The 15,583-nt window shown below is 58.5% G+C and carries 14 protein-coding genes; 8 read left to right on the forward strand and 6 right to left on the reverse strand.

Features of this window, described 5'->3' with window-relative positions:
- Positions 1-78: 78 nt before the first annotated feature.
- Positions 79-3,081, forward strand: coding sequence for an ATP-binding protein (locus KIH79_RS09730; RefSeq protein WP_219059203.1), 3,003 nt, complete (start codon positions 79-81; stop codon positions 3,079-3,081).
- Entirely contained in the window at positions 3,078-3,791 is a 714-nt protein-coding gene (locus KIH79_RS09735; protein WP_169240062.1) for a response regulator, read from the forward strand. Before KIH79_RS09730 ends, KIH79_RS09735 begins: the two co-directional genes overlap by 4 nt.
- Before the next feature lie 112 nt (positions 3,792-3,903).
- On the opposite strand, the gene KIH79_RS09740 is transcribed toward KIH79_RS09735, so the two are convergent.
- Complete coding sequence (locus tag KIH79_RS09740; protein ID WP_169275834.1) at positions 3,904-4,065, reverse strand: hypothetical protein; 162 nt, start codon at positions 4,063-4,065, stop codon at positions 3,904-3,906.
- A gap of 340 nt (positions 4,066-4,405) precedes the next feature.
- Positions 4,406-4,837, reverse strand: a complete 432-nt coding sequence (locus tag KIH79_RS09745) for a hypothetical protein (RefSeq protein WP_169240064.1) — start codon at positions 4,835-4,837, stop codon at positions 4,406-4,408.
- A gap of 326 nt (positions 4,838-5,163) precedes the next feature.
- On the opposite strand from KIH79_RS09745, the gene KIH79_RS09750 reads away from it, so the two are divergent.
- From KIH79_RS09750 to KIH79_RS09775, 6 genes are all read left to right on the forward strand, one after another.
- Positions 5,164-5,370: a hypothetical protein gene (locus tag KIH79_RS09750; RefSeq protein ID WP_025263185.1), complete on the forward strand. Its 207-nt coding sequence runs from the start codon at positions 5,164-5,166 to the stop codon at positions 5,368-5,370.
- Between the two features lie 18 nt (positions 5,371-5,388).
- Positions 5,389-6,234: a VirB6/TrbL-like conjugal transfer protein, CD1112 family gene (locus tag KIH79_RS09755; RefSeq protein ID WP_055427678.1), complete on the forward strand. Its 846-nt coding sequence runs from the start codon at positions 5,389-5,391 to the stop codon at positions 6,232-6,234.
- A 40-nt stretch (positions 6,235-6,274) separates the two neighbouring features.
- Positions 6,275-6,655 carry a PrgI family protein gene (locus KIH79_RS09760; protein WP_219059204.1) on the forward strand — a complete coding sequence of 127 codons (381 nt, stop codon included), beginning with the start codon at positions 6,275-6,277 and terminating at the stop codon, positions 6,653-6,655.
- Positions 6,648-9,044, forward strand: coding sequence for a VirB4-like conjugal transfer ATPase, CD1110 family (locus tag KIH79_RS09765; RefSeq protein ID WP_219059205.1), 2,397 nt, complete (start codon positions 6,648-6,650; stop codon positions 9,042-9,044). Before KIH79_RS09760 ends, KIH79_RS09765 begins: the two co-directional genes overlap by 8 nt.
- 515 nt (positions 9,045-9,559) lie before the next feature.
- On the forward strand, positions 9,560-10,633 hold the full coding sequence (locus tag KIH79_RS09770; protein WP_236023787.1) for a CHAP domain-containing protein: 1,074 nt from the start codon (positions 9,560-9,562) through the stop codon (positions 10,631-10,633).
- 21 nt (positions 10,634-10,654) lie between these two features.
- Entirely contained in the window at positions 10,655-11,893 is a 1,239-nt protein-coding gene (locus KIH79_RS09775; RefSeq protein ID WP_236023788.1) for a hypothetical protein, read from the forward strand.
- A 911-nt stretch (positions 11,894-12,804) separates the two neighbouring features.
- Here the strand turns inward: KIH79_RS09775 and KIH79_RS09780 are convergent.
- The 4 genes from KIH79_RS09780 to KIH79_RS13260 are packed head-to-tail and all read right to left on the reverse strand — an operon-like array spanning position 12,805 to position 15,503.
- Positions 12,805-13,563: a hypothetical protein gene (locus tag KIH79_RS09780; RefSeq protein ID WP_236023789.1), complete on the reverse strand. Its 759-nt coding sequence runs from the start codon at positions 13,561-13,563 to the stop codon at positions 12,805-12,807.
- A gap of 26 nt (positions 13,564-13,589) precedes the next feature.
- On the reverse strand, positions 13,590-14,531 hold the full coding sequence (locus KIH79_RS09785; RefSeq protein WP_033495394.1) for an ABC transporter ATP-binding protein: 942 nt from the start codon (positions 14,529-14,531) through the stop codon (positions 13,590-13,592).
- Complete coding sequence (locus KIH79_RS09790; protein WP_035138070.1) at positions 14,515-15,051, reverse strand: hypothetical protein; 537 nt, start codon at positions 15,049-15,051, stop codon at positions 14,515-14,517. Before KIH79_RS09790 ends, KIH79_RS09785 begins: the two co-directional genes overlap by 17 nt.
- An 8-nt stretch (positions 15,052-15,059) precedes the next feature.
- Complete coding sequence (locus tag KIH79_RS13260) at positions 15,060-15,503, reverse strand: stage II sporulation protein M (RefSeq protein ID WP_219059206.1); 444 nt, start codon at positions 15,501-15,503, stop codon at positions 15,060-15,062.
- Between the last annotated feature and the right edge of the window lie 80 nt (positions 15,504-15,583).

The following is a 15,583-nucleotide window of genomic DNA, read 5'->3' on the forward strand; positions in this document are numbered from 1 at the left end:
GGGACATTCGCGCCGCCACCCCTGACGGCGTTTATCGTATACAGTCGTATTGGGATGTCTGGGAATACGGGGGCTGATATGGCACAGGCACGAGGAACGTTCAGGGTGCTGCTGGGCGCCGCACCGGGCGTGGGCAAGACGTGCGCGATGCTCAAGGAGGGGCATCGCCTGCAGGAGGACGGCAAGGACGTGGTCATCGCCCTGTTGGAGACCCATGGTCGCGCCGCCACGGCCAAGGCCGCCGATGGGCTCGAGATGGTGCCGCGGCGGCATCTGCGCTACCGCGGCATGTGGCTCGAGGAGATGGATCTGTTCAAGATCATCGAACGGCATCCGCAGGTGGCGCTCGTCGACGAGCTCGCCCACACCAACGCACCCGGATCGGTGCACAAGAAGCGCTGGCAGGACGTCATGGACCTGCTCGACGCCGGCATCGACGTGATCACCACCATCAACGTGCAGCACATCGAATCGCTCAACGACGTGGTGCGTGAGATCACCGGTAGCACCCAGAAGGAGACCGTGCCGGACAAGGTGCTGCGTTCCTCCTCCCAGGTCGAACTGGTCGATCTGCCGCCCGAAGGCCTGCGCGAGCGTCTCGCCGCCGGATTCGTCTACAAGCCCGACCGCGTGGATGCGGCCCTGAGCAACTACTTCCGCGTCGGCAACCTCACCGCCCTGCGTGAGCTGGCCCTGCTCTGGCTGGCCGGGCGCGTGGACGAGGCGCTTAAGGCCTACCGCGAGGAACACCACATCAACGCCAAATGGGAGACGCGCGAGCGCGTGATCGTTGCGCTGTCCGGCGGGCCCGAGGGCGAGCAGCTGCTGCGGCGCGGGGCCCGCGTGGCCCGGGCGTCCGGCGGCGGCGACCTCATCGCCGTGCATGTCACTCCCGAGGACGGGCTGGCCGGCTCCAATCCCGCCCTGCTCATCAAGCAGCGCGAACTCGTCGAGGAGCTGGGCGGCACCTATCATCAGATCGTCGGCGAGGACATCTCGGAGGCCCTGCTCGACTATGCGCGTGCGAACAACGCCACGCAGGTGATCGTCGGCGTCTCCCGGCGCAACGCGCTTTCGCGCTGGCTGGGCCGGCCCTCCACGCCCAACGGCATCATCGAGAAATCCGGCGATATCGACGTCCATATCGTCACGCACTCGTTCGTCAACAAGGGCTTCAGGATGCCCTCCTCGAATAGGCATCCTATCGCGTGGAGGCGCAGGGCGGCCGGGTTCGCGTTCGCCGTGTTGTCCGTGCTGCTCGCCGGTTGGATGCTGTACCAGTTCAGCGCGCCCACCTATGCGCAGCGCGACGCCTTGGTGCTGCAGCTGCTGGTGGTGGTTTCCGCCGTGATCGGCGGGTTTGTGCCCGCCATGGTGTGCGCGGTGCTTTCCGGACTTGTGCTGGACCTGCTCTACACGGTGCCCATGGGGACCTTCCATGTGATGCGCGCCTCGGACATGGTGACCATCGTGCTCTACGTGCTCGTGGGCGTCATCGTCTCCGCGGTGGTGGACCGCGCCGACACCATCGCGCGGCAGGCCCAGCGCGCCAGCGCCGAATCGGAGACCTTGGCCAGCGTGGCCGGGGTGGTGCTGCGCAGCGACGATCCGCTTCAGGCCATCGTGCACCGCACCCGCGAGGCGTTCGGATTCTCCTGCGTGCGCGTCGTGCAGGACGGCCACGTCATCATCTCGGACGGCGAACCGGGCACGAGGACGGATTCCGCCATTGACGGCGACGGTGACCTCGCCGTGTCCGTCGAGGAGCCGGAGACCATAGCCATGTCGGACGACGGACCGGAGCTCAAGCTGTACGGCAAACCCGTCGAGGCGTCGGACCAGCGCATGCTGCTGGCCATCCTCTCGCAGATCCAGACCGTGCTCGAGCACAAGGATCTGGAGCGCAAGGCCAGCGAGATCGGGCCGCTCGCCGCCGCCGAGAAGGTGCGCACCGGCCTGCTCAACGCGGTCAGCCACGACCTGCGCCGTCCGCTCGCCTCGGCCACCGCCGCCGTCTCCGGACTGCAGCGCATGGGCGACACGATGAGCGCGCGGGACCGCAAGGAACTGCTCAGCGTGGCCTCCAACGGCCTGAAGCAGCTCACCAAGCTCGTCACCGACCTGCTCGACGTCTCGCGCATCCGCGAGGGCGCGCTGCCGCTGTCGCTGGTGGCCACGGATGTGGGCGAGGAGATCATCCCGTTGTTCGACGAACTCGGCATCGGACCGGGGTCCATCGATCTGGACATCGCCCCCGACCTACCGCTGGTCGTGGCCGATCCGGCCCTGCTTCGCCGCGCGCTGTCGAACGTGCTGGTCAACGCGATGCGGTTCACCCCGTCCTCCAAGCGGGTGCGGCTGTCCGCATCCTCGTTCAACGGCGTGGTCGAGATCCGCGTGGCCGATCAGGGCCCCGGCGTGCCCGATTCGCGCAAGAATGATATCTTCCTGCCGTTCCACCGCCTCGGCGACACGGACAACACCACCGGTCTGGGGCTGGGCATGGCGCTGTCGAAGGGGTTCGTCGAATCGATGGGCGGTTCGATCAGTCCCCAGGACACGCCGGGCGGCGGCCTGACCATCGTGATCACCCTGCGTGTGGCCGACCAGAAGCTGCGTGTCGGACAGCCGATTCCGGCCGACGACCGACCTGATCCGGCCGACATCATCGCCAAGGACACGCTGAACGTTTCGGGGGCCGTGTCCGATGTGATCCTGCCGCTGCCGGGCAGCGGGCAGTCCGACGAGCGCGGGCTCGACCGGTTCATCAACTACGGCATCATGCACGGCGGCAGGGATGAGGGGGATGCGGACTCCGACGATTCCGACTCCTCGGTTGACGCCGGCGCTGGGGAGAGCGCGGGGTCAGGTTCCGATGCCGCGCCTGACGCCGGTGAGCGGCATGACGTTGCGGAAGCGGATGATGATGAACGACGGTATGACGACGATTCCACGGACGGCATACAGTCCGGCGTGGAACCGGCCTCGATGGATGCCGTCGCCGACGGTGGCGGCGCCGGTGACAGAGCGACGGGTTGGGACCCGTCGATGACGGATTCGGGAGAGGAGGCACGCCGATGAAGATTCTGGTGGCGGACGACGATCCGCAGTTTCTCAAGGCGTTGAAGATCACCCTGCACTCGCAGGGCTACGACATCGTCACCGCGCGTGACGGCGTCGAATGCATCACGGTGGCGGTCGAGGAGCACCCCGACCTGTTCGTGCTGGATCTCGGCATGCCCAGAATGGACGGCATGGGTGTGATCCAGGGTGTGCGCGGTTGGGCCGAGGCGCCGATTCTGGTGGTGTCCGGGCGCACCGACGCGCGTGAGAAGGTGGCGGCGTTGGACGCGGGTGCCGACGACTATGTGACCAAGCCCGTCTCCATCGACGAGCTGCTGGCCCGCATCCGCGCCCTGCTGCGCCGGGTCGCGCAGGAGAGCACGGCGGAAAGTGAGACGCCGCTGGTGCGGTTCGGCGACGTGACCGTGGATCTCAACGCCCATGCCGTATTCTGCGGGGAAGCGGGGCGCGAGACGCGCGTGCGGCTCACGCCCACCGAGTGGAAGGTGCTCGAGGTGCTGGTGCGCAATGCCGGCAAGCTCGTGACCCGTCAGGACCTGCTCACCTCGATCTGGGGGGCGCAGCACGTCAAGGACACCGGCTATCTGCGACTGTACATTTCACAGTTGCGCAAGAAGATCGAGCCGGACCCCGCGCGGCCCAGATACCTGAAGACGGAGACCGGCATGGGCTACCGTCTCGACATCAACGGCGAACCGGAGGCCTGAGACGGTCGGCGGATGATGCGACCGGATGGTGTGACCGTTTTGCGGATAAAAGAATGCTTGGCTTCCCTGAGCGAGGGAAGCCAAGCAATGTGGCTCTTCGGCTCTCAGGCTCTCAGGCGATCACGTCGGCGATGGCCTCGGGGATGGCTCGGATCACGTCGCCCGCCACGATGGGGTGGCCCAGCGTCATGAACCGCTGACGGCGGCCGTGCCCCACCAGCTCGGGCTCCTGCCAGCCCTGCTGCTCGGATTCCGAGGCGATCGCCGCGGCCATGCCATGCAGACATCCAACGGCAGGACGAACGTGCGGTCTACATCGGGAGTGAACTGGATATAGTGAATCGGATAGGCGATCGGATCGCCGTCGGAATCCTCGCCGTCACCATCCGTCGTGTCCGGAAACGCAACCGGCTCGACCGGCCAGAATCTCGTGGATACGGCGAGCAGACCGTCCGGCCGGCCGCGCAGTCGCCGGTGCAGATACCAGACGGCAAATGCGGCCGTCACGCCGATGGTGAGAAGAAGGATGATGTCACCGGGATCGATCGGCGGATCGGCGTGCGTGGCGCGACTCAACCAGTCGCCAACGGCCGCGGCGATCGGCGTACTCACGGCTAGAGCCCCCGAGAGCACAGCACTACGATCTCTGTGCCGTCAAGAGGATACCTGCTGTTGGAATCCCATCGGTCGAACAGGGAAAGAGGCTCTTGGCACCAAGCCTGAGTCCGACGCAGATTCTTACCTGCCGGAGGCAGTCCTCCAAACGCAAACTCCTTGATGAACCTAAGTTTCATATGAGTCTCGGGATCCATAAGATGCAAGCAGTTGGACGCCCCGCTGACCTTCCAGTCATCAACTGGATCTTCGAGGAGCAACTGTCGCAGCGCCGCAAGAAAGTTTTCCGCATAGTGTCCTTTGTACTCGTTGCGGCTTACCCCTAACGCATCAAGGGCTGCCATGGCACGGCCCTTCGCAAGAGGGAGATTCGTGGGAATCATGTCGTTGATTGGCGCGAGACGCTGCTTTATGAGTTCTATGCGGTCCATGACCTTCCTGCAATTCTCTGCGATTATGCAATTTTATTGTTTTCCGAAATTTTAGCACGCATTATTAACATTCGGCAAGTCCCGAGAGATTTGGCCTACGACAAGCCGTCTATGCTCACCTCGTCACAACTCACTCCTGAAACGGGAAAACCTGCTCGGAGATTCTGGGCTGGGTCTAAGGAACGTATGTCTCGCATGTGCTTTACGTCTTGCATGATCTACATGATCTATCTGTCCGCCGCTATCCCGCCGGTTTTCCCTGACGATGAGTGTCAACGGAGACCGTTGCCTGTCGGGCTCCTTGATCGTCATCAGAGGAGGCCGTCGTGGATTTGTTGAATCAGGTGCTTCAGTTATTCGTCAGGTTCGCCACTATCGGCGGCGGACTGTGGCTGGTGTGGGGCGCCGTTACCTTCGGTGGCGGTCTGAAGGATCATAACGGGCCGCAGACGCAATCGGGACTGTGGCAGATCGTGGGTGGAGGCATGATCATCGCGGCTGCGCAGATTTTCAACGCGGTGGCTCTGGGCTGAGCTGATTCGGGGCCTGCCGTGGAGGACTTCATCGTAGCCATGCTCAACATGATCGGCGGCGGAGGTGCCGGTTCGATTACGGCCGGGCTGTTGTCTCAGGCGCCGGAGACGTGGAATCCCGCTCTTTACCAGTTGGCGGTGAACGTGCATGGAGTCGCCGTCAAGCCTCTGACGTCGGTGGTGCTCGCGGTCATGTTCACGTTGGAGCTGGCGCGTAACTCGACGCGCATCGAGTCGGACCGTGATCTGGGTGTGAAGATCGTGGCCGGCACCATGTTCAAGATCGCGTTGGTGTTCATCGCCGTGCAGAACGCCAGTCTATTCATTCGGATGTTCAATCAGGTCACGCAGTTCCTCATGCAGGGAGTGTCTTCTCAGATGTCGTATGAGGCGACGGGCGACGGCGGTCAGCTGGGTGATCTGATGCGTGACCAGATTCGCGATGCCGGGGTGATGGGGCAGGCGGCGTTGTTCTTTCTGCTGGTGATCCCGTGGCTGTTGTCCCAGTTGGCGTCGGTGGTGTTCACGGTGGTGCTGTATGTGCGGTTCATCGAATTGTATGCGTTGACGGCGTTCCAGTCGTTGCCATTCGCGTTTCTGGTGCATGAGGACACCAAGCCGATCGGCGTGGGTTTCTTCAAGTCGTATGCGCGCACGTCGGTGAATGCGGTGTGCGTGTTCATCTGTCTGGTGTTCTATCAGCGGGTCGTGGTCGATGCCGTGAAGATCCCGGATTCCGCGGACAAGGGCATGGTGGCGTGGGTGACGGGCAACTTCGGCAATCTCATGATGGCGGGCATCCTGCTGTTCTTCGTGATCGCGGTGAGTCAGCGTGTCAGCCGGGCCATAGCCGGCGGCGAGTAGCCGCCTACCACAACCGGACCCAATCGGAAAGGATTCTTTCATGTTGCAGATGCGCGTATATAAGGAGATCGCCAATGTCGAGGCGAAGGTGATGTGGGGGCTGAGCTGGCGCCAACTGGCGGCCGCCGCATGCATGCTCGTCCTGGGCGGAGGTGAGGCGGCGTTGTTCTGGTCGTTGGGCTTGTCCGATCTGGGGTCGTATCTGCTGTTTGCGGTTTGCCTGCCGTTCGCGCTGTGGGGTTGGTGGCGTCCGAAGGGGCTGAAGCCTGAACGGTATCTGGGATACATGCTGCGTCAGCGTTTCGGGCCGAAGGTCTACCTGCTCGAACCCTATGTTCCCGCGAGGTTTCCCGGCAAACCGTCGTTGAAAGAGAAGGCCCGTAGACGAATCAGGGGAAGGAAGGTACGTCGTCATGTCTGACATCAGTGGCAGCAAGGCGGTCAAAGGCAACGGTAAGCGACATGGAAAGGTCGGGAACAGGCGGTCCGGGAATCGTCGCATGCCTCGTTCGTCGAAGGAGTTGCTTGGCTATGATTCGATGCTGTCCAATGGCATCGTGTTCCTTGGCGGCGACCGGTGGAGCGTGTCGCTGCGGATCAGCGACATCAATTATCAGGTCGCGACCCAGGATCAGCAGCTGGATGTCGTGGACCGGTGGGGTCGTTTCCTGAATTCGATCGGCGAGAACATGGGAGTCCAGATCACGGTCGCCACGCGCATGCTGGATCCCGAGGAGGTGACGCGCAGTATCGCCATGTCGCTTCGGAGCGATGCGTTGGATGGATTGCGCGGGGACTTCAACCGCAATGTGCGTCGGCGTCTCGCCGGGCGTTCGCAGGGCGCGGTGACGGACAAGTATCTGACGTTGACGTTGCGTGAGCGGGACGGGGAACGGGCGGTCACGCTGCTGAACCGTGCCGCGTTGCGTGCCACGGCGCAACTGCGGTCGGTGGGCGGCTGCGTCGGCGTCCGCTTGAACCGGCAGTCGCGTCTGGCGGTATTGCACGGGATGCTGCGGCACGGTGTCCGGTTCTCGTTCACCGAGGATGGCTTCCTGAAATCGCATGGCATGTCCACGAAGGATTATGTGGCCCCGTTCGCCGTGGATGTGTCGGATCGCCGTCGGCTCCGGTTGAGCTCGGGCACTGCGGAGGTGTGGCATCAGTGTCTGTTGGTGCGTGACTTCCCGGATTATCTGAGCGATCAACTAGTGTCGTCCATCACGGACATCAAGGCGGATATCACGGTCGGCATCCATCTGTCCCCGCGGGGCAAGGCCGAGGGGTTGAAGCTCGTGAACCGGACGATCGCCGAAATGGATATGCAGGCCATCGACGAGCGGCGCAAGAACCGCAAACAGCATCTGCCCGAGGACATGCTGCCTCATGATCTTCAGGAATCCATGACTCAGGCGGGTGAGCTGCGTGATGATCTGGAGCATAACGGCGACCGTCTGGTGGATTCCCTCATGATCGTGGACGTGTCGGCGGGCAGTCGCGAGCAACTGGACCAGACGGTTCGTGACGTGACGGCCGCAATCGATGGGCAGTCGTGTGTGGCCGAGACCTTGGCCTACATGCAGGTGGAAGGACTGAACGCCGTGCTGCCGTTGGGTAATTCTTTGCCGCCGATGCGTCGCACGTTGACCACATCGAGCGCGGCGATTCTGGTGCCGTTCACGTCGCAGGAACTGTTCGAGCCGGGCGGGGTGTTCCATGGGGCGAACGCCCGCACCGGCAATCCCGTGGTCATCGACCGTACGAAAGGCATGAACGGCAACGGATTCGTTTTGGGTACGACCGGTTCGGGCAAGAGCCAGGCGGCGAAGAACGAGATAACCCAGATCTATCTGACCCGTCCGGACGATGATCTGATCGTCATCGACCCGGAACGTGAGTTCACGCCGTTGTGCACCGGTCTTGGCGGCGAGCGAGTCGAGATCGGGGAATCGTCTCGCGCGCATATCAACGCTTTGGATATCGAGTATGAGGATGATTCCGAGGGTGATCCGATCCGGTCGAAATGTGCGAGCGTGCTGAACATGCTCGGCGTGCTGATCGGCGGACAGGACGGCATCGACCGCATGCAGCGCAGTCTGATCGACCGTACGGTCATCGGCATGTATCGCGAGGTGCGGGAGCATCCAGAACTGGGCATGCCCACGCTCGTCACCCTGCATGACCGTCTCGCGGCTTTGAATGAGCCAGGTGCCCGTGATGCGGCACGAGCATTGGAGATCTACGCGACCGGCAGTCTGAACGCCTTCGCCCATGCCACCGATGTGAATACGTCCAGCCGGTTCCTGGTCTATGACGTTTCCGGTCTGGGAGCGGAGTTGCGCACATTCGGTATGCTCGTCGTTCTGGATCAGATTTGGAACCGGGTCGTCAGGAATCGCCGTCTCGGCCGGCGCACCTGGCTGTGGGTGGACGAGTTCCATCTGCTGTTCTCGAACCGGTATGCGGCCGAATACTTCCTGCGCCTGTACAAGCGCGCCCGTAAATGGGGTTTGTGCCCCACCGGCATTACGCAGAACATCGAGGAGCTGCTGGCCAACCAGGATGCGCGTCTGATGCTCGCGAACAGCGACTTCCTGTTGCTGCTGAACCAGACCGCCACGGATGCCGACGCCTTGTGCGAGCTGCTGAAGCTGTCCGATGAGCAGCGGGCGTTCTTCACCGGGGTGCAGCCCGGTCAGGGCATGGCCAAGAGCGGCACTGCGTTCATACCGTTCGATGGGCGTATCGATGCCGATAGTCTGCTTTACCGGTTGTATACCACGAAATTCGAGGATCGGAAGCCCGAATGAGACCCGTCACCTCCGACTCATTCCACGCCACGCGCAATCTCGTTCGGCCGAACGGCATGATTCATGGTTTGAAAGTCCGTCATGTTAATGGACTCTTCCATGGCCCAGTGTTGGCCGGGCTGAAACAGCCACGAACCACCATCAGGAACAATCAATCCGAAGTATCGCGCCCGACCGGCATAACAACCGTCAGCGTTTTGGAACGTGGTGTGAAGGCGACACGGTCCGTGCTTGAATCGCAATCGGCACAGACGGATACCAGAGAGGACGACGACTTGTTGTCACCAATGGTTCCCGCAAGTCGGATACGCGACGGCGTGACCGGCATTATTCGCACAAGACATGCCGCAAGAGGTTCAACGGCACGTGCCGTGGCAGGAAGAACGGCTTCGGCTCGCGCCAAACGTGCGAGACATTCCGGCAAGACCGTACGATCGGGTGTCCAGGGGGCCAAATCCGCTGCCAGAGCTTCGACGCAGGTTGCACGACAGGTCACACAGGCGGTTTCTCGGACTATGACGGCGGTGAAGGCCGGTGTCGCGGCATCGGCATCAGCTGCGGTCAGCATTCCATTTCTATTGGGCACGGCGGCGGTGCTGATGGTCTTCAGCCTGCTGCTGTGGTTCATACCCACCGTTGCCGTCGGAGATGACGGAGGTTGCGAGGCCAGTGTGATCGAGGTCCCGGACGAGGCGAAGCCATGGGTAAGCGAGGCGGCCCGATCGAGCGGATTGAGCGCGGATTTCATCGCGGCGATCATGAAGCAGGAATCCGGTTTCCGACCGGATGCGTATGCCGACGACAGCAACGGCGGAACATGGGGATTGCTGCAGATGAACAGGAGCGTATGGCGCGGCGTGCATCCCGAAGGTGCCGATCAGACACCACCTGAAGGCATCACCGAGCCCATGGTCCACGCCCATTACGGCGGCATGTATCTGAAAAACCGCTTGGAAGGCGTCAAACAGCTCAAGGCCAAGCACCCGGGCATGCCGTTCGCCGAACTTGACGACCTGACGGCTTTGGTCATCGCCCATAACGCGGGCGAAGGCAACCTCATGAGGTACCCGGATATTCCCAACATCACCAAACGGTATCTCGACAACGTGAAGCCGGCGATTGATGCGGGAGGCGGCTGTTCGGCCACGGCAGGACGAACCATCGGCAAGCTCACGCCACCGTTGGTCATGCAGTCTGGCACGCTGAACGTGGATGTGGCGGCGACCGGCACGCCCGTGGGCAAGATCACCACCTATGAGACCGGCCAATGCACATGGTGGGCGGCCGCTCGCCGATTGCAGATCGGCAAACCGGTGGACGGATACATGGGCGACGGCTGGATGTGGGCGTCAAGCGCCAGAAAATTCGGATATCCAACGGGCGGCGGCATACAGCTCGGTGACGTGGCAAGCTTCGCCAAAGGCTATCTCGGCGCAAGCGCCGATTATGGACACGTCGCCATCGTCGAGGAAATCAAGGACGACGGAAGCATTGTTGTCAGCGAATCCGGCGGCGGCCTCCCATACGCATGGCTCAGGACCCTTACCAAAGAGCAGGCCAACAATCCCAGCATCACTTACATCCACTAATCCTGAGGGAAAGAAGGAATCATGCGTCGCATCAATTCCAAACTTGATTCGTACGAGCTTGCCGATTTGATGAGTGATTCTGACAACTGGGATCTTCTTGCGCAAATCCACGATCATCCCAGTACATGGCCGGAACTCGGCCAGTGGGCTGCGCATGCCATCGCACACCCCGAAACCGCTGGGGCCCCACCGGAACCGCTGCCAGACAGAAAACCCAAACATCGGCTGCTGCCCATCACACCCATCATCGACGATGAGCTGCCTCGCGATATACGGAACAACAGCACTCCCGTATCCAAGCCTGACAAACGGACGGGAACGACGATAGACACACCAATTAGGGTCGGGGAACATGTCGAGGATGATGTGTCCTTGGCGGAATTATCGGCTGACGACGCGGATGAGGTAGCCGTTCATCGGCATATCCCCTTTACCCGCATCGCCGGCATTATGCTCGCTCTGGTCACCGTAACGGGATTAGCCACAGGCCTTGTCATGGCGAAGAGGAACTACGACCATCGGGAAGCGCTCACGTCATGCAATCACGCAATCGAGCAATCTGACATAGTGAGGATTGAATGGGACAAGGCATTGAAACAGGCGGAACCATATGCGAAGCTCCAGGATAAAGACGTGCAGGATCCCAAATCTTTGGAACTGCTCGGCAAAATCATGCAATATCAGCCATCGGTCTCAACGGAGAATTGCGATCCGAGTCTGACGGCCGACCGTCTCGATCGCACTCGTGCGGAAACAGAGAAAGCTAACAGCCAGCTCAGAATCCAGACCAGGAACCTGCATGACACAGTTGACACGGTCAAGGCATCACAGGAACAACAACGGATTGACAACGCACAGAACGTACTGAGCCAAACCATTGAAAACGCCGATAGGCTCTACAAAGAATCCGAGAACAAGGTCAGAGACGACAACACCCGTGCACGGCTCAGTGAGCAGATTACCCGTGCACGACTCATGATGCGCGACCATCAGGATCTTGATGTCTATAACAGAACCATCCAGGACCTCAACGAAGTCATGCAAATCGTCCGGGATTCCATGACGGCTGTAAAGAACGAGGAAATATCTGATGCGGGCCGTTCGGATGAATCCACACAACCGGGATCGGATTCCCAGTCATCGAACCGACAGCCCGCACCATCATCGGAAGATTTATCCCCGTCAGTCACGCACGGCAATTCCACCTGGGATGTGCCTGGACAATCAGTAACCCCCTCATTCCCCGATCGATTAGGCTAGCGCCGCCTTTGAAAAAGGGCAGGAGATAGTGTGGCGGTATATGCCGAGTTCTCGGGCTAGTCAGTTTGGATGACGCGTCTCCAAAGATGAGGAGGACACCCAGCCGGCATGAGAACCAGAGAGGATGAAACGACTGTCGTTCATACCTTTGAGAACAAAGTAGCCGCTGCCCAGATTGATAGCGGTAGAATCAGATACACCCTTGGTGATATCGATTAATTCCACACTGGCAATATCAACCTTCCTGTCGCAACACTTGTAATTCTTGATGAGCCAATCGTGCTGGTTGACACAATAGCTGAAAGTTCAATGTTTGAGGCAATGCCTCAATTGAATCAGAATATGACCACGGTAATCATCGCTCACAGGTTTACAACCATTCATATGCAGATAAAATCACTGTTATTAAAGATGATACTGTTCATACGATTGTCAGGTGCGCGGAGTTACCCAAACAATCAGAGTTTTATCGAAAGATGTTTCATGCACAGGTTTAATATAGCGATTTCCGAACAGATTATTTTGTTTAAATAAATGCGGCGAAGAATAGCGACAGACAAGTAGCGTTTCTCGCTTAGTATAGATGATTCGGATATTGAGCCCACACAACCAGACGCGAACAACAAAGACAGCAGAGACCATTTCTAAAAGAATTCTTTATCACAGCATAAACCATGCAGGAATACGGATCAGAAGCAAACTTCAATCCTTCTAAATATGCTTTAATGCGATTCATCGGTTCAATGGTCTGGGTTGTTTATTTATTACTGGAATCCGCATTCCGCCAATAGCAATAACATTAGGTGGTAAAAATTAAATGTGATCATGGATGACGATAGACATCTATCGCTGTTAAGGTAAATTGGTTATTTATCATATATATACCAACGACAGACTTTAATATACTCGCATCACCTAATATCCCTATAATTCAACGTTGCACACGCTATTCCAATTGCAATCAATAAGTAAACTAGAGCAATCACACCGCTAAACAAAGGGCTGATAATTGGTTCAGGCTCCAATATGGCAGTGCCTGCAATAGATGGTATCCATGTACTCAATGTTTGAGATGCAGGTAAATTAGCAACCACAATGGGAAGGAGATAATACAAGGCAATGTAAGACGCCGCACCTTTCCCCACTGAATCAACGGCTACGCATAGTGAGGCGGCAATAAGCATACGCCCGGTAAGTATCAGGGCCACGGGAAGACATAAGAGCAGCGATGTGGACAACGGAGAGGGCCATGCTTGCGATGGTACGACGGGGCCGAGGATGAGCCGAGAGGTACCAGTTGCGGTAAGTCCTCCGGTTGCGGCCATAATAAAACCAACAATAGCGATATCGACACATAAGATTAGAAACAGTCGCGTTCGCTTCGGTTCAATCAGGAACAGCGGAATGGCTGTGGACGTATTGAGCAGGACACGGACGGATAGCAGTGCCGCGATGATTGCCAAGGGCTCGGCCATGGGCATAACCGCACCGGCGATGCTCGGCCCCAATCCTTCGAGCGTGGCGAAGCCATCGAGTTTGGAGCTGGAGGAGAGCATGAGCCGGACGGAGGCGCTAGTCAACGCGGCGAACGCGGCGAACGCCAGCGGCAGCCCAACCCATGCCGCGAGGGTTGCCGGCCGGCATACCACATAACGTATGAGCAGCATCATGCGTTGCAAATCCCGTGTACCCCCGTTCATGACGTGTGGCTCTTTACTGAAGACCGGTTGATTATGCTAGTCATTACTTCGCGAAGCGTCGGTTCGGCGCGATTGAGCTGAACCAATGGAGCCTCACATCTGGCTGCGGTTGCGAATACAGTATCTTCATCCGTCCGTCGTGCCAAATACAAGTCATTCTTTAGGGCGCGAAGATCGGCCCCCATTCCCATCAGATCATTCAGGGCCGCGGCCTTTCTGCTCACATCTACGCCGTTTGCAAAGCGGAATATGATTCCAGCCCCGTCGCTGTTGTCGTTAATGACTTGCTCGATTGGCCCGCAACCCATTTGCCGACCATGCATGACAATCAGGACATGGGTGGCTATGCGTTGCAGTTCTTCAATCTCATGAGCTGCCAAAATAACGGTTCTGCCGGACTCGGCCCATTGTTTCAATGAATCATGCAGCCAAAGTCTTCCTTCGATATCCAATCCATTGAATGGCTCGTCCAATACAAGTATCGGTGCGTCGGAGAGCATCGCGCAAGCAACGCCCAGTCGTTGTCTCATACCTGTGGAATACCCCCTAATCCGGACTTTCGGCCAATGATCCAGACTACAGGCACGCAGCACGCGGCGAACGCGACGACGCACGTTATGCAATCCCTGCATGCCGGCCATAAACGTCAGATACTCACGGCTGGTCATCGACTCATCCCCCAATCGCCCACCTAGGAATACACCCACTTGCAAGCCCGGATGCTCCAACTGCCGATACGGTCGGCCCATAACCAGTGCACGACCTTGGCTGGGAGAGGCTAGGCCGAGCAGCATGCGTAGCGTGGTGGACTTACCTGCACCATTCGACCCCGCCACGGCCAATACTTGCCCCGGCCAAACCTCAAAATCAATCGGACCTACCACCGGCCCGGATACATATCGTTTAGTCAATCCATGAACTTCAACCACGGCGTCCACGAAGACCTCCTATACGGCGAATCATGCTGTCGGACGTGGTTGTTTCTTCAACGGGATTGATGTCGCACCTGTCCAAATGATCATTAGCCGTATCATCTGGGGAGGGGCTCTCTGGCTTCTCCTCCAACCGAACAATCCCTTTGCGCTGGTCTGCTAGCTCATGTACAAGATAAATTACGAATGGCACATACAACAAGCTGCATACCATCGATATAATCATCCATGCGAACTGGCGTCGCGCCCACTGCCGATATGCCAACACCAGCCAAACCGCCGAGCATGACCATTGGAACACCGTTACCGGTACGACAGCCGGTGGCGTAGACGGTACCCCTGCCAACAGGTTCGTGAATACCTCACGCGCATATTCACCATACGCGGGCAACGCCACAGCTTCCGCCACGCCGAGCCATATGATTAATACTGCGGCCAATACTAAATACCACCAATTCAAAGTGATGCAGCGCCAGGCGGCAATGCGCCACTTCAAGGACTCAAACCAGACTGACAGGCGAATCATGATGCTCCTTAAATATGAGATATATATGTCTCTATGATTGCAGCCCAAAAAAGCGAGAACCATGAAATAAAAACCACAAACAAGGACAATAAAGGGGCATTATCTATGCTAATATCCCGCTTTCGATTGTTCTGCAAGAAACAAAATTCATAGTGCGTAATAGTCAAAGCAATGCCAGATATGGTGATCAGCGCAAAGCATTCAAAGAAAAGATGAGGGACTACTGCGGTCAATAATTTACCTCCTTGGTCTTGAAATAAATACTGAGCCGCACTCCATCCAAAAGAACTATAATTAATAACTAATACAATAGTTGTAGGAATGGAGAATAGAAATCCTCCAAATAATAGTATTAGCCATACCTTAGTATTGTTCCATAGTAGTTCATGAAGATATATCTTCGGAATTATGGCCCTGCGGAGGAGGAGGTATGACGGGATTCTTGAAGCTATTTCTCACTAAGACGCGTTGCGTCCTTGGGATTTCCTTAGCAGCATTTCTGGTTGGCGTATTTTTAGCCAAGTTACGTCCG

The organism is Bifidobacterium miconis, from assembly GCF_019331735.1.
GTDB classification, from domain to species: domain Bacteria; phylum Actinomycetota; class Actinomycetes; order Actinomycetales; family Bifidobacteriaceae; genus Bifidobacterium; species Bifidobacterium miconis.